Source organism: Xanthomonas sp. NCPPB 3442 (assembly GCF_056725145.1).
In genome coordinates this window covers 229,321-249,110 of record NZ_CM161514.1, presented here as the reverse complement: position 1 = coordinate 249,110, position 19,790 = coordinate 229,321, and the positions used below count along the sequence as shown (strand labels likewise).

The 19,790-nt window shown below is 66.4% G+C and carries 20 protein-coding genes and 1 other RNA gene; 6 read left to right on the top strand and 15 right to left on the bottom strand.

Annotation, left to right across the window (positions count from 1 at the left end):
* Window positions 1-25 precede the first annotated feature (25 nt).
* Window positions 26-1,042 carry a 3-oxoacyl-ACP synthase III gene (locus AC1POX_RS01065; protein WP_008572193.1) on the bottom strand — a complete coding sequence of 339 codons (1,017 nt, stop codon included), beginning with the start codon at window positions 1,040-1,042 and terminating at the stop codon, window positions 26-28.
* 101 nt (window positions 1,043-1,143) lie between these two features.
* Window positions 1,144-1,464 (bottom strand): DUF4156 domain-containing protein, encoded by a 321-nt coding sequence (locus tag AC1POX_RS01060; RefSeq protein ID WP_008572192.1) that lies wholly within the window; start codon window positions 1,462-1,464, stop codon window positions 1,144-1,146.
* Window positions 1,465-1,850: 386 nt separating this feature from the next.
* Between AC1POX_RS01060 and AC1POX_RS01055 the strand changes: the two genes are divergently transcribed.
* On the top strand, window positions 1,851-2,312 hold the full coding sequence (locus AC1POX_RS01055) for an XAC0231 family protein (RefSeq protein ID WP_008572191.1): 462 nt from the start codon (window positions 1,851-1,853) through the stop codon (window positions 2,310-2,312).
* A 26-nt stretch (window positions 2,313-2,338) separates the two neighbouring features.
* The gene (locus AC1POX_RS01050; RefSeq protein ID WP_008572190.1) at window positions 2,339-2,815 is read left to right on the top strand and encodes a tRNA (cytidine(34)-2'-O)-methyltransferase; all 477 of its coding nucleotides are present in this window, start codon (window positions 2,339-2,341) and stop codon (window positions 2,813-2,815) included.
* A 350-nt stretch (window positions 2,816-3,165) separates the two neighbouring features.
* Here the strand turns inward: AC1POX_RS01050 and AC1POX_RS01045 are convergent, their stop codons facing one another.
* The 6 genes from AC1POX_RS01045 to poxB form a co-directional block, all read right to left on the bottom strand.
* On the bottom strand, window positions 3,166-4,395 hold the full coding sequence (locus tag AC1POX_RS01045; RefSeq protein ID WP_136733401.1) for an MFS transporter: 1,230 nt from the start codon (window positions 4,393-4,395) through the stop codon (window positions 3,166-3,168).
* A 92-nt stretch (window positions 4,396-4,487) separates the two neighbouring features.
* The gene (locus tag AC1POX_RS01040; RefSeq protein ID WP_003488352.1) at window positions 4,488-5,105 is read right to left on the bottom strand and encodes a hypothetical protein; all 618 of its coding nucleotides are present in this window, start codon (window positions 5,103-5,105) and stop codon (window positions 4,488-4,490) included.
* A gap of 102 nt (window positions 5,106-5,207) precedes the next feature.
* Window positions 5,208-5,960: a hypothetical protein gene (locus AC1POX_RS01035; RefSeq protein ID WP_014089009.1), complete on the bottom strand. Its 753-nt coding sequence runs from the start codon at window positions 5,958-5,960 to the stop codon at window positions 5,208-5,210.
* A 190-nt stretch (window positions 5,961-6,150) separates the two neighbouring features.
* On the bottom strand, window positions 6,151-7,497 hold the full coding sequence (locus AC1POX_RS01030) for a sigma-54-dependent transcriptional regulator (RefSeq protein ID WP_338334721.1): 1,347 nt from the start codon (window positions 7,495-7,497) through the stop codon (window positions 6,151-6,153).
* Window positions 7,482-8,924 carry a sensor histidine kinase gene (locus AC1POX_RS01025; protein ID WP_372356646.1) on the bottom strand — a complete coding sequence of 481 codons (1,443 nt, stop codon included), beginning with the start codon at window positions 8,922-8,924 and terminating at the stop codon, window positions 7,482-7,484. Before AC1POX_RS01025 ends, AC1POX_RS01030 begins: the two co-directional genes overlap by 16 nt.
* 49 nt (window positions 8,925-8,973) lie before the next feature.
* Window positions 8,974-10,683 carry a ubiquinone-dependent pyruvate dehydrogenase gene (gene poxB, locus AC1POX_RS01020; protein WP_218558753.1) on the bottom strand — a complete coding sequence of 570 codons (1,710 nt, stop codon included), beginning with the start codon at window positions 10,681-10,683 and terminating at the stop codon, window positions 8,974-8,976.
* Window positions 10,684-11,057: 374 nt separating this feature from the next.
* Between poxB and AC1POX_RS01015 the strand changes: the two genes are divergently transcribed.
* Complete coding sequence (locus AC1POX_RS01015) at window positions 11,058-11,654, top strand: OmpO family porin (protein ID WP_003488520.1); 597 nt, start codon at window positions 11,058-11,060, stop codon at window positions 11,652-11,654.
* A gap of 331 nt (window positions 11,655-11,985) precedes the next feature.
* Here AC1POX_RS01015 and AC1POX_RS01010 read toward each other — a convergent pair.
* The 7 genes from AC1POX_RS01010 to AC1POX_RS00980 form a co-directional block, all read right to left on the bottom strand.
* Window positions 11,986-12,059: non-coding RNA, sX9 sRNA (locus tag AC1POX_RS01010), on the bottom strand.
* 62 nt (window positions 12,060-12,121) lie between these two features.
* Window positions 12,122-13,147, bottom strand: coding sequence for an NAD(P)H-dependent glycerol-3-phosphate dehydrogenase (locus AC1POX_RS01005; RefSeq protein ID WP_008572015.1), 1,026 nt, complete (start codon window positions 13,145-13,147; stop codon window positions 12,122-12,124).
* Window positions 13,148-13,162: 15 nt separating this feature from the next.
* Entirely contained in the window at window positions 13,163-13,675 is a 513-nt protein-coding gene (gene secB, locus AC1POX_RS01000) for a protein-export chaperone SecB (protein WP_003488515.1), read from the bottom strand.
* Between the two features lie 109 nt (window positions 13,676-13,784).
* Window positions 13,785-14,219, bottom strand: coding sequence for a rhodanese-like domain-containing protein (locus tag AC1POX_RS00995; RefSeq protein WP_372356645.1), 435 nt, complete (start codon window positions 14,217-14,219; stop codon window positions 13,785-13,787).
* Between the two features lie 75 nt (window positions 14,220-14,294).
* Entirely contained in the window at window positions 14,295-14,717 is a 423-nt protein-coding gene (locus AC1POX_RS00990) for a hypothetical protein (protein WP_071117612.1), read from the bottom strand.
* Window positions 14,718-14,745: 28 nt separating this feature from the next.
* A complete protein-coding gene (locus AC1POX_RS00985) occupies window positions 14,746-15,216 on the bottom strand; it encodes a YiiD C-terminal domain-containing protein (RefSeq protein ID WP_017156408.1) in 471 nt (156 codons plus the stop codon).
* A 324-nt stretch (window positions 15,217-15,540) separates the two neighbouring features.
* Entirely contained in the window at window positions 15,541-16,350 is an 810-nt protein-coding gene (locus tag AC1POX_RS00980; RefSeq protein WP_372356644.1) for a glycosyltransferase family 25 protein, read from the bottom strand.
* A gap of 203 nt (window positions 16,351-16,553) precedes the next feature.
* Between AC1POX_RS00980 and AC1POX_RS00975 the strand changes: the two genes are divergently transcribed.
* The 3 genes from AC1POX_RS00975 (at window position 16,554) to AC1POX_RS00965 (ending at window position 19,706) form a co-directional block, all read left to right on the top strand.
* Entirely contained in the window at window positions 16,554-17,363 is an 810-nt protein-coding gene (locus tag AC1POX_RS00975; RefSeq protein ID WP_372356643.1) for a uroporphyrinogen-III synthase, read from the top strand.
* Window positions 17,364-17,466: 103 nt separating this feature from the next.
* Window positions 17,467-18,444 carry a uroporphyrinogen-III C-methyltransferase gene (locus AC1POX_RS00970; protein ID WP_372356642.1) on the top strand — a complete coding sequence of 326 codons (978 nt, stop codon included), beginning with the start codon at window positions 17,467-17,469 and terminating at the stop codon, window positions 18,442-18,444.
* Window positions 18,441-19,706, top strand: a complete 1,266-nt coding sequence (locus AC1POX_RS00965; RefSeq protein WP_372356641.1) for a heme biosynthesis protein HemY — start codon at window positions 18,441-18,443, stop codon at window positions 19,704-19,706. Before AC1POX_RS00970 ends, AC1POX_RS00965 begins: the two co-directional genes overlap by 4 nt.
* Window positions 19,707-19,790: the final 84 nt, after the last annotated feature.

The window sequence follows — 19,790 nt, the reverse complement described above, 5'->3', positions numbered from 1 at the left end:
TTTTTTTAACGCGTCTTTCCGTGCATCACCAAACCACTTCCGCCATCGAGCAATTCAAGCCCGAGCCAATGCCCAGCAGCGCGATGCGGTCGCCCTTCTTCAGGCGGCCCAGCTCCTTGAGCTTGCTCAGCACGATCGGCACCGAGGCCGGGCCGATGTTGCCGTGCTCGCCGAAGATGGTCATGACCTTGGCCGGGTCGATGCCGAACGACTTCACGAAGGCGGCGGTGTGCGGGCGGCTGACCTGGTGGATGACGAACTGGTCCAGCTCCTCCACCGCCCAGCCCAGCACCTGCCTGGCGGCCATGAAGGTCTTCTGGGCCAGCTTGATCCCTTCGATCAGCAACAAGCGGGTGTCGGTGACCATGCGGTCCAGGTTGCCCCGGCACAGCTTGTTCCACTCGGTGGCCGAACGGGTCACGCCGCCCTTGTAGCGCGGCGCGTCGGGCACCAACTCGGTGCGCGCCATCACCATGGCTGCTGCACCGCAGCCCAGGGTCAGCGCGGCAAGTTCGTTGCGGAACTCCTCCTCGGTGACATCCGGCGAGGTCATGCGCTCAAGGGTCTTTTCGTACACCAGGTTGGCAGTCTCGCCATCCACCACCAACGCATAGTCGATCTCGCCGCGCTCGAGCATGCGTGCGGCGATGTCCATGCCATTGATGAAGGCCAGGCAGGCGTTGGCCACGTCGAAGGTGACGCAGTGGTCGCCCACGCCCAGGTTGCCGGACACGATGGACGCCGTGGACGGCTCCAGGTAATCGCGGCTCACCGAGGTGTTGACCAGCAAGCCGATCTTCTCGATGCCGATACCGGCATCGATCAGCGCCTTGCGCGCGGCCTGGGTGGCGGCGTCCGATGCCTGGACATCCTGGTCCCACAAGCGCCGTGCATGGATACCGGCAACGTCGCCCAACACGTCGGTCTTGATTCCGAGGCGGTCGTAGGTCGGTTGCAGGCGTTCGTTGATTTCCTTGGAAGTCAGCGTGTGCGGCGCATCAACATGCGCCAGTCCCGCGATGGAGACATTCTGGAAGAGCATCGAAGTAGCGCCATGGCGTCAGGCGAGGGGGCGCTAGTCTAGCCGCTGGCTGGTTTTACCGCATCTTTACAATTGAATCGCCTGCGCCCCAGCCCAACGGTTCAGCGCGGGGGGCAGCGGAAGGCGTTGAAACGCTGGCTGCCGTCGGCCGGCTGGCCTTGCGCCTGCACCGCATTGGCGTTGGCGCCGGGGGCCTCGTTGCGCGCCAGCGTTTCCAGCTCTTCCTGCACGCGCAGCGGGTTGCGGTTGTAGAAGCCGACCTTGCTCTTGACCGTCACCACCACTTCGCCCTGCTGCTGACACCCCGCTGGCACAGGGCCTGCGGGCAGCACCCGCACACTTTTGCCGCTTTGTTCGATCGGCACCCAGGTGCACGCCGCAGTGGTGGTGGCAACCAGAACAGACAGCATCAGCACGCGCATAAGTCATCACACCTGTGGGGAAAGCCGGATTGTGCCGCAGTTGCCTGCTGGCGATCCGGCGCGCGGTGGCACCCGCCATCCACCCATTCAGCGCACCGAACCGCTGTGCCTTGAGCGTGCATACCCGTTTGGCCGCGGTGTCCGCCGTCCTGCAGCGCGTCCGGGTGTCCGGACACGGACACTCTTACGCGGCTGAAAACCCTTTAAAAACAATGGCCTTTTGTTGGCACACCGTTTGCTCCCCTGTATCTCGCAACCGCCGACAGCCGCTGAAACTGACTTTTCGCTGAACAAAACAAAAAGCCACGCGAAAGTTCTTGTGCGTACCGAAACGGTGTACTACCTTACTACCACACCACTGATTAACAACACCAAGAGACCCCGCCATGAAGACCCAGACCCTGCGCATCGCCCTCTCCACCGCCCTGTTCGCTGGCGCCACCCTGGCCGGGTTTGCCCAGGCCGCGAGCCTGACCACCCTGGACACCGTCCAGGTTCGCCCGGCCGCCGACCAGATCGCCCAGCAGACACTGGAGCGCAACAGCGCCATTCGCACCCTGACCGCCGTGCAAGTGCGTCCCTCGGCCGAGCAAGTGGCCGCGCTGGCCGCCGAACAGGCCGGCCCGCGCATCGTCACCTTGGCGGCGGTGCAGGTGCGCCCTTCGGCTGAACAGCGTGCTGACCTGGTGGTGCGCAGCGCCGCCGCCAGCGCGCAGAGCGCCTCCAGCCAGGCAGCTGGCGCCATCGGTGCACTGATGGGCCAGGTCATCGTGAACCTGCCGACGCCGCAGCTGCAGCCCTCGCCGGCCGAACTGGAAGCGCTGGTCAACGCCGCCATCAGCCTTTAAGCACGCGCGCAGCTACACTTGCGCGCATGCCAGCACCTGTCCTCGACGTCATCCTGTTTCAGCCTGAAATTCCGCCCAATACGGGCAATGTGATTCGCTTGTGCGCCAATACCGGCGCGCGCCTGCACCTGATCGAGCCGCTCGGCTTCGACCTCAGCGACAAGCAGCTCAAGCGCGCCGGCCTGGACTACCACGAATACGCGCCGTTGCAGGTGCACACCGACCTGCCCAGCGCACTGGCCGCGATCGCGCCCAAGCGCGTCTTCGCACTGAGCACCCGCAGTACGGTGCGCTACGACACACCGCAGTTCGCCGATGGCGATGCCTTTTTATTTGGTCCGGAAACCCGCGGCCTGCCGGCCGAGGTGCTGGAGTCAATTCCGCCGCAGCACCGGCTCCGTTTGCCGATGCGCCCGGACAACCGCAGCCTCAATCTGTCCAACACCGTTGCGGTGATGGTGTTCGAAGCCTGGCGGCAATGGAATTTCGCTGGCGGCCAGTAACCAGGCGATAGCCGGGACTGTACGCAACGGCATGCGCCTGCGTGCCTGCTGGCAAGACCGCATCGACGGACGCGCGATGAGATGGTGGCTACCGCACCTGATCTCTCACCAGGACGCGGCATCTGTGGTGGTAGCTATCGTTGGACAGCGACAGACACTGCATCGATCCGGACCAACGAGGCGATGATGTGCGCCGCGTCATCTGCGCGACTGCCAGGCCTGCCGGCCGACAGGACACGCCCCTGGTCAGAGCGCACTTGCTCGTCCCTACCAACGCAGTGCGATCGATAGCGCGCAAGTCGCGACGGACAGCGATCGGTCGTTCCGCTTGCGCGCGCCCTGCGCACCGGTCACAGCACTGTCTCGGCCTGCATGGAAGCCGCTGCCTGCAACATGCCGCGACAGCCGGCCCATAACGCCACTGCCAGCAGCGCGATCGCACCCAAGGTCAGAAACGCGATGCGGTAGCCGAAGGCATGCGCCAACCAGCCACCAAACGCCGGACTCAGTGCCGCACCGACGCCCTGCACGGTCATCACCGCGCCCTGGCCGACATTCACGCGCCCGGTGCCTTGCAACAACCGCGCGACCAGTGCCGGCACCACCACGCTTTGCAAGCCGGCGCCGAGCCCATCGAGGATCTGCACCGGAAACACGCCCCAGCCGTGAATCACCGATGCCGCCACCAAGGCGCGCAACGGCAGGGCCATGAACGCCACCAGCAGCACCCACCAGTGCCCATGCACGCGTATCCAGCGCATCGCCAGCAACGCGACCACCACCATCGTGGCCTGTGCCACCACGATGGTGGTGGCCGTCAATGCACTCGGGTCGCCGGCGTGCGCCGCCACGATCGCCATGCCGTACAGCGGCAGCATCGCCGCATTGCCCAGATGGAACAGCCCCAGCGTCACCGCCAGCAGTGCCAGCGGGCGGCAGGTCAGCAGCACACGCCAACCGCTCAACGCATCCCCACCGTTGTTGCTTGCCAGACCGCGTGCTGCGCGGTGGTCGATGGCCGCAGCCGGAATCGTCAGCACCGCCACCAGCGCCAGGGCGCCGAAAAAGGCGGTCAGCAGGAACACGGCGGCGAAGCCATAGCGCCATCCCAACCAGCCGGCCAGCACCGCGGCCAGCACGTTGCCGGCATGGTTGGCCACCTGGTTGCGCGCCAGCTGATGGTCGAAACCGTGCGCGTGCACCAGCCCCAACGTAATGCCCGTCAATGCCGGGCCAATGCCGGCCGCTGCCAACGCCGAGGCGATCTGGGCGGCGACCACGCCCGAAGAGGTGGGCTGCAGCCAGATCAAGGCGGTGGCAAGCAGGATCGCCAGGCAACCGATGACCACCACGGCGCGTTTGCGCCGGGTGGCATCGACCAGCGCGCCGGCCGGTGTGGTGGCGAGCATGCCGGCAATGCCGCCCACGCTCATCACCGTGCCGATCGCCGCCACCGACCAGCCTTTGGATTGCAAAAACACGCTGAGGAACGGCCCCAGCCCGTCCTGCACATCGGCCACGCTGAAATGCAGTGCTTCCAACGCGCGTGTCCCACGGGGCCTGGCCTTGGTCATCGACATGGCACCGCTCCGCTGCGAGCGCGCACGAAGGCGCACGTGGCAGACGACGGGGCGGGCATCTCAGTGGCGCGCGGTGGCCGCATGTTAGGCTCCTAGTGTTTGGGCTTGGGCTTGGGTTTATGCGCAGGGCCGTGCGGTGGATGCTCGATCTGCTTCAGCGTCGCCGCCTTGCCACCCAAGGCATGGGCATGGATCAGCACGCCGTGCGGCGTGGCCTTGGTCTCGCCTTCGGCCACCAGTGGCTTGCCGACCACTAGCTGCTTGGCGAAGTCGCCACCGGCATGCGGCGGAAACCGCACCGTGACCGCATCGTCCAGCAGCACGCCATGCACCTGCCCATGCGGACCGTGCAGCAACCGGGTGATGGTGCCGCTGTGCTGGGCCACTTCCGGCTTGGGCGGTTTGCCGGGCGGTTTGGGTTTGGGCTTGGCATGCGGCCCATGCGGGCCTTCATCGAGGATGCGCTTGCCGCCTTCCGGATCGATTGCCAGCGCCACCAGCATCTCCACGTCGCGCGGCTTGAGGCCACGTACGGTGAGCGCGCTACCAGGCTTGAGCGCCTTCAGCAGCGCCTCGGACAGATGCGGCGGGGTGTGCACTTCGGTGCCATCGGTGAGCAGCAGGCCGTCGATATCGGCCTTGGGGTTGAGCAGGAAACGCGCCAGGGTGCCGCGGGTGGCGGGGAGGAAATCAGGGTCGACCCAATGCATGGTGTTACTCCGAAAAAGGACCGGCATTGCCGGTCAAGCCGCTGGCCACGCGGCTGCGTGACCAGCGGAGGAAACCAACGAACAAAACAGGAGCGGTACGACTCAACGGCCGGCCGGCGGAACCGGCGCGCCCGGCGGCGGTGGCGGCAGCGGGCCGTCCGGACGCGGCGCGGTGAACAGCGCACGCAGCGAGGAGCGATCACGCCCCAGCTGGGTCGCCTCGATCGCACGGCCGTCCGGGGTGGCCACACCGAAGCCGCTGGCGCTCAGCGGCTCACCCACGCGCAGCAGATCGGCAAACTGCAGCGCCAGATGCGGTGGCATCCGCACCACCGTGCCATCGCTGACCAGCGCACCATTGACCTCGCCGGCAGGCCCATAGACCAGGCGCTGGATCGTGCCATCGGACTGCAACGGGGTCAGCTGGCCGGGGGTCGGCGGCGGCGGCGGGGCGGCGCCGAAGGTGGGCGGACGGTCGACCACCTCGCGGCCGCTACGGCCGGAGCGGATCGAACTGACCTGCAGCACCGGCAGATTGCCCAGGCGGAAGCCCTTGACGACGACATTGTCGCCGGCCCGTACGGCTGCCTTCACCTCGCTGGACAGATGCGGTGGAAACCCGACCTGGGTGCCGTCGCGCAGCCACAGTCCGTCGACCTCGCCATTGGGGTTGAGCAGGAAGCGCTCGACGGTACCGCTCACGCTCACCGGTGTGGCGGCGACCGGGGTCGGCGGGGCTGGCGGACCGCCGATCGGGCCGTTGGGCGCCGGCGGCGGCGGCGGGGCGGCCACCTGTGCGGCGGCGGCGCCGATGGTGCAGGCCAGGGCAATTGCAAGAACAGTCTGACGCATCATGGGGATGTCTCCTGCGCGGCGGGAAGGGGCCGCGTACCAGAGACAAAGCAGCAATCGTGCCAACCAATAACTGATTGTTTTGAAAGAGCTTTGTTTGCTGTGCTGCCGGACGGTGACGTCTGCATTTCATCCACCCTGTCCGGTTTGGGGACACCTGTCCCGCAGCCTGCGATCGATGTGCGCACAAGTGTCACAGGCCGTATTCCTCCAGCTTGCGATAGAGCAGCTGCCGGTGGATCCCCAGCCGGCGCGCGGCCTCGGCGCGATTGCCCCGGCTGTGTTCCAGCGCCGACCGGATCATCTGCGTTTCCAGCCGCGCCACGGCCTCGGGCAGGGTCCCGGTCACCACCGATGGCTCCTGCGGCGACACTTCGCCCGCCTCGCCCAGCGCTTCATCCAGATCCGCCGCATCGATGCTGGCGCCACGCACCAAGACCTGGCTGCGCTGCATGACGTTGCGCAATTCGCGCACGTTGCCGGGCCAGCGGTGCGCGAGCAGGCGCTCCTGCGCGGCCGGCGACAGGCTCTGCGCACGCGCTGCATCGGCGCTCAGGAAGTGCTGGGCCAGCAGCAGGATGTCCTGGCCACGCTCGCGCAATGGCGGCAGTTCGATCGGCACCACATTGAGGCGGTAACGCAGGTCGCTCCGAAAGCGTCCGTCGGCCACGCAGGCCGCCAGGTCGCGATGGGTGGCGGCCAGCACCCGCACATCCACCTTCTGCGGGCCGCTGCCACCCAGTGGCGTCACCTCGCCTTCCTGCAGGAAACGCAGCAGCTTGGCCTGCATCGGCAATGGCATGTCGCCGATTTCGTCCAGAAACAACGTGCCGCCATCGGCTTCGCGAATCAGCCCGCGTCGGTCGCTGCTGGCGCCGGAAAACGCCCCCTTGCGATGGCCGAACAGCTCGCTCTCCATCAAGTCCAGCGGAATGGCCGCGCAGTTGACTGCGACAAATGGTGCATTGGCGCGCGGGCTGGCGCGATGCAGCGCGCGTGCGGCCAATTCCTTGCCGGTGCCGGTTTCCCCGGTGATCAGCACCGGCAGATCGGACGCCGCTGCCAGCCCGATGCGCTTGTGCACGGTGCGCATCGCCGGGCTGTGGCCGACCAGTGCATCCTCATCTTCGACCGGCGCAGGCGAGCTGTCTGTCGCTGCAGCCTGCGCATCGGCACGACTGAGCAGCGCGCGCTCCACCACCTCCACGATATCGGCACGGCCGACCGGCTTGACCAGATGATCGAAGGCGCCCAGCGTCATCGCCTCGATCGTGTTGCCGCTGGACACATGGGCGGTCAGCATCACCAGCGGCACCTGACGCGCCTGCGCATCGTCCAGGCGCGCACGCAGCACCGCGATGCCATCCATGCCCGGCATGCGGAAATCCACGAACGCCATGTCGATGCCGCCTTCGCTCAGCCGCGCCAGCCCGTCCGGCCCGTTCTCGGCGGCGACCACCGTATGCCCGAGCGAGCGCAAGGTGGCCTGCAAGGTGGTGCGAAACGCCGCGTCGTCGTCGATGATCAGGATGCGCGCCATGGCAACTCCAGGATGAAATGGGTCAGCCCGTCGGCATGTGCGTAGCGCGCGTGCCCGTCATGCGCACGCGCGATCTCGCGCACCAGCGCCAGCCCCAGGCCATTGCCGTCGGCGCGGCCACTGACGAACGGTTCGAACAGGTGCGCAGCGATCGGTTCTGCGATCGGCGCGCCACGGTTGCAGACCTGCAGCTGCAACATGCCCTCCACTGCTGCCGCCTGCAGCGTGACCTCGCTGCCTGGATCGGCGTGCTGCGCAGCATTGCGCAGCAGGTTGTGCACGGCGCGCCCCAGCTGCTGCGGATCCAGGGTCCAGCGCAACGGCGCGGCCGGCAGCAGCAGGCGGGGCGGCGGCGTGCCCGGCGGTAACGGGCTGTGTTCCAGCAGCGTCGCCAGCCAGTCCTGCACCACCACCGTCTCCAGGTGCAGACGAATCGGCTGCACCATGCCGAGCAGGCTCTCGACCACGCCATCCAGGCGACGAATCTGCCCCAGCATCAACTCGCCATGCGCCGCATCGTCCGGCGTCGCATCGCGGCGCGCGATCTCGTTTTCCAGCGCCAACCGCATCGTGGCGATCGGGTTGCGGATCTCATGCGCCACCGTGGCCGTCATGCGCCCCAGTGCGGCAAGCCGTTCGTGCCGCGACAGCTCGTCGGCCAGCCGGCGCGTCTGCGCCAGCGCCTGCGCGTTGCGCTGCGCATAGTCGTTGACTGCCGCGCCCAGGCGGTCCAGTTCCGGCGCACCGGTCGGCGGAATGTGCGGCGTCTGGGTGTCGGCGGCCAGCGCCTGCTGGATCCGCTGCAGGCGCTGGCTCCAGCGCCGCACCAGCACGCCCAGCGCAATGGCCGATATCGCCACCATCGCGAAGATCAGCAGCATGCCAACGACCAACGGCCGCCATGCGTCGGCCTTGCTGGCCGGCACCCGCGTCATCGTCCATGCCGCGCTGCCGGATGCCAACGGACAGGCGCTGATCAGCAGCACCTCGCGGCGACCGTCGCGACGGTATTGCGCCGCCTGCCTTGTCGTCACGCTCTGCTGCGCCGTGTTGACGATGTTGGCCCACTCCGCGGCGGGAATATCGGTCTTGTGATCGCTGCCGTCGTAGGTCGGGTACGCATAGGCAACAAAGCCCTTGTGCAGGTCCCAGACACCGCCTTCGACGCCTGGCGCATCGGCCAGCACCAACTGCACCACCACCGCTGCCAGGCCTGCGCCATCGTCGCCGCGACGCGCCGCCTCGCTTGCCCCGGCATAGCGTTGCACGATGCGCGCGCATTGCCCCCCCAATTGCTGGCGCGCCTCTTCCAGCCGCACACCCTCGGTCTGCCGATACAGGCCGTACAACATCGTGGCCACGCCCACACAGGCGGCCACGATCACCATCCAGATCAGCAACAGTTGCCGGAGCAGCGAACGGGGCATGGACGAAGCGGCCTGAAGAGGACAGCCAGTGTGCGTGAGTGCAACTGAATTAACGCAGGTTGGTCTTCACCAACTCGATGACCTCATCGCCACGCCCGCTCATCACTGCCTTGAGCAGATACAGGCCCATACCCTTGGCCTGTTCGAGCTTGATCGCCGGCGGCACCGCCAGCTCCTGCGTGGCGATGCGCACATCCACCAGCGCCGGACCCGAATGCGCGAAGGCTTGGCGCAATGCACGCTCCAGTTGCGATGATTCGTCCACACGGATGCCGAGGATGCCCATCGCGTTGCTCATCGCCGCGAAATCCGGATTGCGCAGCTCGGTACCGGTATCCAGGTAACCGGCAGCCTTCATCTCCATCGCCACAAATCCCAGCGAAGCGTTGTTGAACACCACCACCTTCACCGGCAGATTCAATTGCGCCAGCGAGATGAAATCGCCCATCAGCATCGCAAAGCCACCATCGCCCGATAGCGAAATGACTTGCCGACCGGGAAATGCTGCTTGCGCACCAAGCGCCTGCGGCATTGCGTTGGCCATCGAACCGTGATTGAACGACCCCAGCAAGCGACGCTTGCCGTTCATGCGCAGGTAGCGGGCGGCCCACACCGTGGGCGTGCCGACATCGCAGGTGAACACTGCATCCTGATCGGCAATCTGGCTGATCAGCCGGGTCACGAACTGCGGGTGCAGCGGCTGCCCAGGATCTGCCGGTACCGCCAGATCGTCCAACCCTTCGCGCGCCTTGCGGTAGTACGCAAGCGACTTTTCCAGAAAGCCACGTTCTTCGCGGCGCTGCAGCTGTGGCAGCAATGCTGCAATGGTTTCGCCCACATCGGCGGCAATGCCCAGCTGCAACGGCGTGCGCCGACCGAGCGCGCTCGGGTCGCGATCCACCTGCACGATGGTCGCGTCCTTCGGGTAGAACTGCCGGTACGGAAAATCCGTGCCCAGCATGAGCAAGGTGTCGCAATTAAGCATGGCGTGATAACCGGAACTGAAACCGATCAGGCCGGTCATGCCGACATCGAACGGGTTGTCCCACTCCACGTATTCCTTGCCGCGCAGCGCATGCACCACCGGCGCACCTAACGTGTCGGCCAACGCCACGACTGCGTCATGCGCGCCGGCACAGCCACTGCCGCACAACAGCGTCACCGCCTTGCTCTGCTGCAGCAGCTCGGCCAATTGCCGCACGTCCTCGGCGGCAGGCAGCACCCGCGGCTGACGCAGCGACGGCCACGCACTGGAGACATGCTTGTCCACCTCCAGCAACGCGATATCGCCGGGAATCACCACCACCGCCACGCCTTGCTGCAGGATGGCCGAGCGCATCGCCCGATGCAGCACTTCCGGCAATTGCGCCGGGTTGGTCACCAACTCCACGAAGTGACTGCACTCGCGAAACAGCTCCTGCGGGTGGGTCTCCTGAAAATAGCTCAGCCCGATCTCGGACGACGGAATATGCGCGGCAATCGCCAGTACCGGCTGGCGGCTGCGATGGCAATCGAACAGCCCGTTGATCAGGTGCAGATTGCCCGGCCCGCAACTGCCCGCACACACCGCCAGCTGGCCGGTCACCGCCGCCTCGGCACCTGCGGCGAACGCGGCCACTTCTTCGTGCCGCACATGCATCCACGCGATGGTCTGCATCTCGCGCAAGGCATCGGTCAAGCCGTTGAGGCTGTCGCCGGTCACGCCCCAGATCCGCTCGACCCCGGCGCTCTGCAGCGTCTCGGCCAGAAAACGCGCCAACGTTTTTTTCTTCGCCACGATGCAGCTCCACAGGTGTGTTCAACAGGAGTGCAATGCTCCCAGCGGCGGTGTCAGTGCAATGTGCTGGTGGAGCGAGCGCGCGTAAAACGTTGGAAACCCGGCGATCTGCCGTGTTTGTGTACACATGCCCACGTCGGCGCCACGTAAGCGCTAGAGCATCACGTTTTGCACGTGCTGTACGCGCATCTGCACGCGACACAAGAAAGCGCAGCTGAATCTGGCGCGATGATTCATCAACGGGTCAGTCCAAAATTCATGTCGCGTTCCATCGAATAACGGAGAATTTACATCTCGGCAGCGAACGGCATCCGCCTCAGCGCCGGTCCAATCAAATAAGTACAGGTATCCCGATCATGAAGACTTCTTTGCTGGCCCTCGGCCTTCTCGCAGCTCTGCCGTTTGCGGCTTCGGCTGCTGAAAACCTCTCATACAACTTCGTCGAAGGCGACTACGTGCGCACGCCGACCGAAGGTCGCGATGCGGACGGCTGGGGCGTGAAGGCCTCTTACGCCATCGCTCCGAACTTCCACGTGTTCGGCGATTACAGCAAGCAGAATGCTGACGACAACAACAACGTGTTCGAGAACACCGACTCGGACTTCCAGCAGTGGGGCGTCGGGGTGGGCTTCAACCACGAAATCGCCACGAGCACCGACTTCGTTGCGCGCGTTGCCTACCGCAAGCTGGACCTGGACACCCCGAACATCAATTTCGACGGCTACAGCGTTGAAGCCGGTCTGCGTAACGCCTTCGGCGAGCACTTCGAAGTCTATGCCCTGGCTGGCTACGAAGACTTCTCCAAGAAGCGTGGCATCGACATCGGCGACAACTTCTACGGCCGCCTTGGCGCCCAGGTGAAGTTGAACCAGAACTGGGGCATCAACGGCGACATCCGTATGGATGGCGACGGCAACAAGGAATGGTCGGTCGGCCCGCGCTTCAGCTGGTAAGCCGCACGTTTGACTGCAGCGCGCTCTCTCTCCCGCGTTGCACTGGAAGCCCGGTCCCCCGACCGGGCTTCTTTCTTTTGGGCGATCGGTTGGCGGTTTGGACATGCACGTCACGATGCGCGTCACTTCGCACAGGGAACCTCGCCAACGATGCATCTGCGTCACGAGGGTGGGCCACGCGCTCGCGTTGGGTGCCCCAACGACCTGGCGCCCGATCCGCCAAAGCCGTGCTTGCGCCGCGCGGCAAGCGGCCAAACAAACGCGCCCGGTACGCCGGGCGTTGTGTTGTGCATTTTCGCATTGGATGCCGAGGCGCTACCGGTCTTGGCGCGGCGAACAAGACGGAGCGAGCAATCATCCGGTGGCGTGGACAGCGCGCGGAACCGTCATGCAAGGGTGGCGCACGAGGATTCTAAGCACCGGCCCACGCACGACTGGCAGTAAGCGCAGCGGTTTGTCGGCTGTTCTCAGGTAAACAAGGTCTGCGGGTACTCTGGCTTGCGCTCGCGTGCCAGCAGTTCCTTCAGGCCTGCTTCCGGAGTGATTTCACCGTGCAATACCGCGCGCACGGCATTGGAGATCGGCAGTTCGATGCCGTGGTGTTCGGCCTGACGCATGACCTCATCGGCCGTCTGCACCGATTCGACAACCTGGCCGATCTCGCGGATCGCATCGTCCAAGCTCTGCCCGCGCCCCAGGGCCAGACCCAGGCGCCGGTTGCGCGACAGATCGCCGGTGCAGGTAAGCACCAGATCGCCCAATCCGGCCAGGCCCATCAGGGTCTCCGGACGTGCGCCGATCACCGCCGCCAGACGCAGCATCTCGTTCAAGCCACGCGTGATCAGACCGGCCCGTGCATTGAGACCAAGCTGCATGCCGTCGGCCACGCCGGTGGCCACCGCCAGCACGTTCTTCATCGCCCCGCCCAGCTCGGCGCCCACCATGTCGTCGCCGGTGTAGGCGCGGAAGGTGGGGCCGTGCATCGCATCGGCCACCACTTGTGCGAACGCCGCATCGTCGCCGTGCACGGTGATGGCGGTCGGCAGGCCGAGCGTGACTTCCTTGGCGAAGGAGGGCCCGGTCACCACGGCCAGCGGAACGCTGGGGCCGAGGATGTCGCGTGCCACTTCATGCAGGAACCGCCCGGAACCGGGTTCGAAGCCCTTGGTCGCCCAGGCAACGCCGGCACCGGCCGGACGCAGCGGTGCGATCAGCCGGATGGTCTCGGTGAACGCATGCGAGGGCACCACCACCAGGATCCAGGTGGCGTCAGCCACCGCCGCCTGCAGGTCGGTGGTGGCACGCAGACTGTCGGGCAGCGCAATGCCCGGCAGATAGCGCGCATTCTCGTGGGTGCGGTCGATGGTATCCACCATCGCCGCATCGCGCCCCCAGAGCACGGTCGGATGACCATGCCTGGCGAGCAGCGCGGCCAGGGCCGTGCCCCAGGAACCGGCGCCGAGAACGGCGATCTTGTGGGTCCAATCGCTCATCGGCGCAATCAACGCTTAGGCGTTGCCAGCCGGCTCGGAATCGGCCAGCGAAGTGCCTTCGTTCTGACGCTGACGCAGGGTTTCTGCGTACAGGGCTTCGAAATTGATCGGCTGCAGGTAGAACGGCGGGAAGCCGCCGGCCTGGATCAGGTCGCTGACCAGGGTGCGCACGTACGGGAACAGGATGTTCGGGCACTGGGTGCCGAGCAGCACGTCGATCGCCTGCGGGTCCAGGCCGACCAGGCCGAACACACCGGCCTGCTGCACTTCGGCCACATAGGCCGTCTTGCCACCGGCGGTGCAGGTCAGGGTCACGGCCAACACCACTTCGAAGGCGTTGTCGTTGAGGCGCTGCACCTTCTGGTTGAGGTTCAGCTGCAGCTCGGGCTGGTTGGCGTCATTGAAGACGGCCGGTGCGTTCGGAGATTCGAAGGACACGTCCTTGACGTAAATCTTTTCGATGGTGAAGGCGGGACCAGCAGCGGCGTCGGCCGGCGCAGCGGCGCCGTTGAGGATTTCGTCGGACATTCCTAACTCCAGAAACGGTTCGGTGGATGCAGCGTTGAGTGATGCAAACGTGAAAGCGCAAGTCTCTCACGCCAGCAATGGGGGCGTGCCGGTTGCCGCACAAGGCGGATCAGCGGCCCTTGATCAGTGGCATCTCGGCCATCTGCCAGGCGGCGACGCCGCCTTCGAGCCAGTACACCTGTTCGAAACCAGCTTTCTTCAGCGTCTTGGCTGCACCGGCGGAGGTGGTGCCGCTGCGGCACACCACCACCACCGGCGAGGCCTTGGCGTTGGCCAATAGCTTGCCGGCCGGGTCGAACTTGGCCAGCGCCACGTTCCGGCTGCCGGCGATGTGGCCTTTTTCGAAGTCGGCAGTGGGCGACAGGTCGATCACCAGCGCATTTTCGCTGTTGATCAGACGGGTCAGCTCGGCCGGCTTGAGCGCGCGATAGCCGCGGAACAGGCGCGCGACCTCGGTGACGATCAGGGCGATGGTCAGGCCCACCAGGGCCAGCGACAACATGGGGTTGCGGCCGACAAAGGCCTGCAGCTCTTCGAAATTCACGGGGTCAGGGTCAGTCGAGCGGGCGGGAATTGTCGCACAGCTGGCGCACGCGACGCCCGGCGCGCAGGGGCCAGGCTACTGGCCCTTCCACAGGTCGGGCAGGCCGCTGGCCAGCCACCAGCGCTTCTGCTCGGGATTCCAGCGCCAGATCTCGATGCTGCGCACCAGCCGTTCGGCCTGGGTATTGCGGTTGATCACCCGCAACTCGACCTCGCGCCGCAGGTCGCCATTGGGGTCTTGGCCCACGCGCACCTCGCGGTAGCCGGAAATCTGCACCTGCTCGTAGCGCGAACGTTCCAGGTCGCTGAGCGGATGCGCCTGGGCATAGGCCGGCTCGACGAAGCCCTGCGCGGCATCGAAATCGTTCCAGCGCACGGCGGCCGTGTAGGCGGCCTGGATGGTTTCCAGCGCCCGCGCCTGGGCACGGCTGCCGGCATTGGCCACCCCGCTCAGCAGTGCCAGCCCAAGCAGCACGATCGTTGTAGTGACTGCACGCATGCGTATTCCCCCGGATCCAGCCGGCATCCTACCGTTTTGGAAACGCCACGAAGCGCCCGCTCAACGTGGCCGCGGCGGCACCGGAGCCCAGCGCGATCTGCGCGCGCATGCCGATGCGCGCCTTGCCACGTTGCCGGAACGTCGCCAGAAAGGCCTCCCAGCTCCCCAGCTCGGACGGCTCGGCATTGGCGACCAGGTCTTCGTACACCGGCGCGACATAGCGCAGCTGGCTGTCTGCAACGTAGACATCGGCGTGGTGCCCGGCCAATTGCAGCTGCAGGGTCAGCCACCCCCAGCTGGCCAGCGTCATCAGCGAGGCGAGGCTGCCGCCGAACGCATTGGCCTTGTCGTTGACGTTGGCCTGCAGCGGCGCCCGCAGGCGCAACGCGCCATCGTGCAGACCGTCCACGGCAATGCCCATCGACAGGACTGGCGGCATGGCGATGAACTGCTGCTGCAGCGACTGCAGGGCGGATGCGAGCGTGCACGAAGGAGTCATCGGCAAAGACTGAAAGACGGCGAAGGGCGGCATCATGCCGCAATGTTCTGCGAGCGTCTTGTGCACCTGTATGACATGCGGTACCGCATGGTGAATGCAGTCATCGCCACGTGCGGTGTGTGGGCCGGCATCGCGCTGGCCGCATGCAACAACTTTTTCGACACCTTGGCCCAGCCCGGATCATGCGCTCGGTCAGCACGCGGTATCCGCCACGATGCCTGCCGGTGGCGTTGCAGATAGCGCGCCATGCATCAAACCGCCCGCCAACGACCGCGCAACCGCCCGGCACGACCGACGCCTGCGCGCGAGTGCTTGTTTGCCACGCTAAGGTGCAAAGACCACCTTGCGATAGCCCTGCGCCACCCGCAACAGCGCGGTGGCCTTGGCTTTCCAATGCGTGCTGCGCTGCCTCTGTGCGTGCGTCAGCGGCGCATCGATCGTGCTGGTAAACACGATGTTTTCCGCAGCTGCATGGAAGAATTTGTCCTGGATGCACGCAGCCGGCGAGAGCTGATAGGTGGACAACTGGTGCGCCACCGGCGACTCGTTCCAGCCGAACAAAAAGATATCGGCCATGGTGTGCCAGCGCGCCTTCGCAGCCAGCAGCAATCGCGCCGCATCCCTGCTGATGATCAGCGCGCCGGCGCATACCGGCCAGCAATGCTGATACGTCGATGGCCGCACCAGGCGCAGTTGGCGCCCGGCGACATCCGCCACCTTGGCATCGAGTTTGATGCGGTTGTAGGACGGCTCCAGCCGCACGATGCTGCGGCCACCCGGTAGCCAATCGGTGCTGCCCAGCAACGCCGGCAGCGCATCGGACAGATGCATGTCGTCTTCGAAAATCGCCGTGTAGGCGTCGTCGGAAGCGGCCGCAATGCGCCACGCTGCCTGGTGACTGAGAAAGCAGCCGATGTTGGACGCCGTCCACTTGCGCGGGCCGGTGCTGAAGGCATCGCCCGATCCTTCCAAAGGGCGCTCGCGTACGAAGTCGGCGATCTGCTCGTCCGTCAACGTGGCGCCATCGATGGCAGCAATGCGCTCGAACGGCAGGCCCAGCGCGTCGAAGCGCGCCGACATGGCCTGCAACCGGTCGCCGCTGCGCTGCATGTTGATAAGGTAGGACTTGATCACTTCGCCGCTCCAGCACGGTTGTCGGCCAGGATCGTGACCGGATTCCCGGCGGTTGCAATAGGTTCCGGATCGAGTCGAAGGGCGCCAGTCAGGCAGCCGAATCATCGCTCCGGCTGCCGGCATTGCGCCATCGATTCGTACTGGCATCCCCGGATGCGGCGACAGTGGGCCGCAGGTGGCCCACGCTCTCGCATAATCGCCTCATGACCGGCCTTGCCCATCCCGATGCTGCCTGGACCCTGATCTCGCTGCGCCCCAGCGGTGAACATGCGCCGTTGCGGCGGGCAGTTGCGCGGCATGGCGGACGGGTACTTGCGCTGTCGCCATGGCGCCTGCAGACCCATGACACCGCACAGGCACGAGACGCGCTGCGGCAGGCGCTGGCAGCGCCGATTGCGATTTTCACCAGCCCGGCCGCGGTGCAGGCAGCGCATCGTCTGGCGCCGCTGCAGCGCCCGGCGCAGGCGCACTGGGTCAGCGTGGGCGAAGGCACTGCGCGCGCATTGCACGCCTGCGGCATCGACAGCGTGGTGCGGCCGGCGCGCATGGACAGCGAAGGCCTGCTTGCGCTGCCGCTGCTGCAGGCACCGCTACAGGCCGTCGGGCTGATCACTGCCCCCGGCGGGCGCGGCATGCTGGCGCCAACGTTGCAGCAGCGCGGTGCACGCATCGTGCGTGCCGATGTCTATCGACGCGTCCCGCTGCGCTTGCGCGCCTTGTCCATCCAGGCGTTGTCGCTTGCACTGCCGCGCAGCGTGCTGGCGCTCAGTAGCGCCGAAGCGCTGACGCTGGTTCTGCAACAGCTGCCTGCCGAACTGATCGCTGCGTGGCAACAGCGTCCGGTAGTGGCATCCAGCGATCGCATGCTCGACGCCGCACATGCAGCCGGTTTCGTGCATGGCATGCGCGCAGCAGGCCCGTTGCCGCAGCAGCTCGCCGCTGCTGCTGCTGAGGCGGCGGCGGCGGCGGCGGCGGCGGCGGCGGCGATCATGACACCACCACGACCTTGCTGAACTGCGAACTCAAGCACAGCTTGCCGCCGTCCGGCGCTGCACGCCATGCTGTGTGCGATGGCTGCGGCGCCTGCGCCGGTCGTGACTGCCCGAGGATGTCCGAATGACCGAAATTCCCGCTCCTGCGCGACGCTTTCCCTTGGCATGGCTGCTGCTTGTCGTCGCCGTGGCGGCCGTGGGCGTGGCGCTGTTCCTGGGCTGGCGCGCGTGGCAGAACTATCAGGCAACGCAGCTGCAGGCCGCGCAGGCGCAGCAGCAACGCTGGGACGGCACCCAGCAGATGCTGGAGACGCTGCGCCGCGATCAGCGCCTGGCCAACGAGCGTCTGCAGGACGCGGCGGCCACCAACCGCGTCCTGCGCGACGAGATGCTGGGCTTGAGTCAGCGCAGCGCGTTGCTCGAAGACACCGTGCAAAAGCTGGCCGACCCCAATCGTCATGGCGCACAGGCGCTGCGCCTGGATGAAGTGGAGCTGCTGCTGCGGCTTGGCCAGCAGCGCCTGAGTATCGCCGGCGATGCCGATGGCGCGCGGCGCGCCTATGCGCTGGCCAACGGCGCACTCAACGGCATCGACGACCCCGGTTACCTCAATCTGCGTCAGGCATTGGTGCAGGAACGCGATGCGCTGGAGCGTCTGGGGGCCGGCCCGCAGGCGGAGGCGGGCAAGAATCTGGACACCTTGGCCGCCGAGTTGCAGCGCCTGCCGGAACAGACCGCACAGGCCAGCGCCGCGGCGCAACCGTGGTGGCAAAAAGCGCTGGCGCCGCTGGTGGACATCCGCCCCAGCCGCGGCGACGCCTTGCTGACCGGCGGCGACCGGCGTGCTGCGCGCGATGCAGTGCAGATCGAAATCAGCCTGGCCCGCGCCGCCGCGGAACGTGGCGATGCCGCCGGTTTTGCGCAATCGCTGCGCCGCGTGGAGACCTGGACCACCCGGCTCTGGCCGGATTCGCCGCAACGTCGTCAGCTGCGTGCACGCTTGCGCAGCCTGCAACAAGCGCCACTGCGTCCGCGCCTGCCGGAACTGGGCACCACCCTGCTGCAACTGCAGGCCATGCGTGAAGGGAGATCCACCCAATGAAAGTGTTGCGTACCGTCTTGATCCTGCTGATTGCCGTGGCGCTGGGCGTGCTTGGCGCACAGTGGCTGTCGCATCAGAACAGTTACGACCTGGGCAACGTCGTTGTCAGTGTGGGGGGCAACGACTATCACGCCGCGATGCCGCAGGCGCTGCTGATCCTGCTGATCGCATTGCTGGTGCTGTGGCTGCTCTGGACGTTGATCAGCCTGCCGTTCCGCGTGTGGGGCAAGTACCGCCGCAACAAGGGCCGTGCGCGTTTGATCGAAGGCCTGCGCGCTGCCGATCATGGCCAATGGCAGCGCGCCGAGCGGCTGCTGGTCAGTGCCAGCGAAGACGATGAGGTCAGCGGCATTGCCCTGGCCAGCGCGGTGCGCGTGGCCGATGCGCGCGGCGACGAGGCGGCGGCCACGGTACTGGCAAAGCAACTGGCCGAGCGCGACCCGACAGGCTATGCGCTGTTGCAGGGCGAGCGGCACCTGGCGCGCCAGCGCCCGGTCGATGCGATCAATGCACTGGATAGCGCCAACGCGCAGCCGTTGCCGGCACGCGGCCTGCTGTTGCGCACCCACGCCCTGGCGCAGATCGGTCGCGCCGACGAAGCCTATGGCCAGCTCGGTGCCCTGCGTCAGCAGGCGGTCTTGGCGCCCGATGCCTACAGCACGCTGGAAGCGACGCTGGCCGAGCAGACCCTGTTGCAGGCCAGCGACGCCAATGCACTGGCCGAGCGCTGGGAAGCATTGCCCAAGACATTACGCACCACTCCGGCAGTGGTTGGCGCCTACGCGCAACGTGCGGCCGTGCTGCATTGGGACGATGCCGCCGTGCACAGCCTGGAGCAGGCGCTGGACGCGCAATGGGACGAATCGCTGGTACGCCTGTACGGCGTGCTGCCGCTGGAAAAATACGATTCGCGCCGCGCCAGCGCGCAACGCTGGCTGACCCAATATCCCGACAGCCCAGGGCTGTTGCTGACACTGGCGCGGCTCGCGCGTCATCAACAGCAGTGGTCGCAGGCCGAGGAATTCCTGCATCGCGCCATCGCAAGCGGCGCCGGCAGCGAGGCCTGGGAAGAGCTGGGACACGGGTTTGCCGCCTCCGGCGACCTGCTGTCGGCACAGCATTGCTACGCCAACGCCTTGCGCGCCGCACGCGGCGAACCGGTACGCGACGTCATGCCACAGCAGTCGTTGCGCGGGCCAATCGTCACCACGTACGACCCGGCGCCAGTCGATCCGCACGCAGCGGACGATCGCATTCTGTAGTCGGGACAGCGGCGGTATGCGATGTGCTTACCGCCGCATTGCACTCCCGCGAACGGGGCCAATGCGCGCCAAGCGGCCATCTGC

Coding starts and splice junctions, on each gene's coding strand:
- AC1POX_RS01065 (WP_008572193.1), bottom strand. CDS start 1,042: ATGCTCTTCCAGAATGTCTCCATCGCGGGACTGGCGCATGTTGATGCG.
- AC1POX_RS01060 (WP_008572192.1), bottom strand. CDS start 1,464: ATGCGCGTGCTGATGCTGTCTGTTCTGGTTGCCACCACCACTGCGGCG.
- AC1POX_RS01055 (WP_008572191.1), top strand. CDS start 1,851: ATGAAGACCCAGACCCTGCGCATCGCCCTCTCCACCGCCCTGTTCGCT.
- AC1POX_RS01050 (WP_008572190.1), top strand. CDS start 2,339: ATGCCAGCACCTGTCCTCGACGTCATCCTGTTTCAGCCTGAAATTCCG.
- AC1POX_RS01045 (WP_136733401.1), bottom strand. CDS start 4,395: ATGTCGATGACCAAGGCCAGGCCCCGTGGGACACGCGCGTTGGAAGCA.
- AC1POX_RS01040 (WP_003488352.1), bottom strand. CDS start 5,105: ATGCATTGGGTCGACCCTGATTTCCTCCCCGCCACCCGCGGCACCCTG.
- AC1POX_RS01035 (WP_014089009.1), bottom strand. CDS start 5,960: ATGATGCGTCAGACTGTTCTTGCAATTGCCCTGGCCTGCACCATCGGC.
- AC1POX_RS01030 (WP_338334721.1), bottom strand. CDS start 7,497: ATGGCGCGCATCCTGATCATCGACGACGACGCGGCGTTTCGCACCACC.
- AC1POX_RS01025 (WP_372356646.1), bottom strand. CDS start 8,924: ATGCCCCGTTCGCTGCTCCGGCAACTGTTGCTGATCTGGATGGTGATC.
- AC1POX_RS01015 (WP_003488520.1), top strand. CDS start 11,058: ATGAAGACTTCTTTGCTGGCCCTCGGCCTTCTCGCAGCTCTGCCGTTT.
- AC1POX_RS01005 (WP_008572015.1), bottom strand. CDS start 13,147: ATGAGCGATTGGACCCACAAGATCGCCGTTCTCGGCGCCGGTTCCTGG.
- secB (WP_003488515.1), bottom strand. CDS start 13,675: ATGTCCGACGAAATCCTCAACGGCGCCGCTGCGCCGGCCGACGCCGCT.
- AC1POX_RS00990 (WP_071117612.1), bottom strand. CDS start 14,717: ATGCGTGCAGTCACTACAACGATCGTGCTGCTTGGGCTGGCACTGCTG.
- AC1POX_RS00985 (WP_017156408.1), bottom strand. CDS start 15,216: ATGACTCCTTCGTGCACGCTCGCATCCGCCCTGCAGTCGCTGCAGCAG.
- AC1POX_RS00975 (WP_372356643.1), top strand. CDS start 16,554: ATGACCGGCCTTGCCCATCCCGATGCTGCCTGGACCCTGATCTCGCTG.
- AC1POX_RS00970 (WP_372356642.1), top strand. CDS start 17,467: ATGACCGAAATTCCCGCTCCTGCGCGACGCTTTCCCTTGGCATGGCTG.
- AC1POX_RS00965 (WP_372356641.1), top strand. CDS start 18,441: ATGAAAGTGTTGCGTACCGTCTTGATCCTGCTGATTGCCGTGGCGCTG.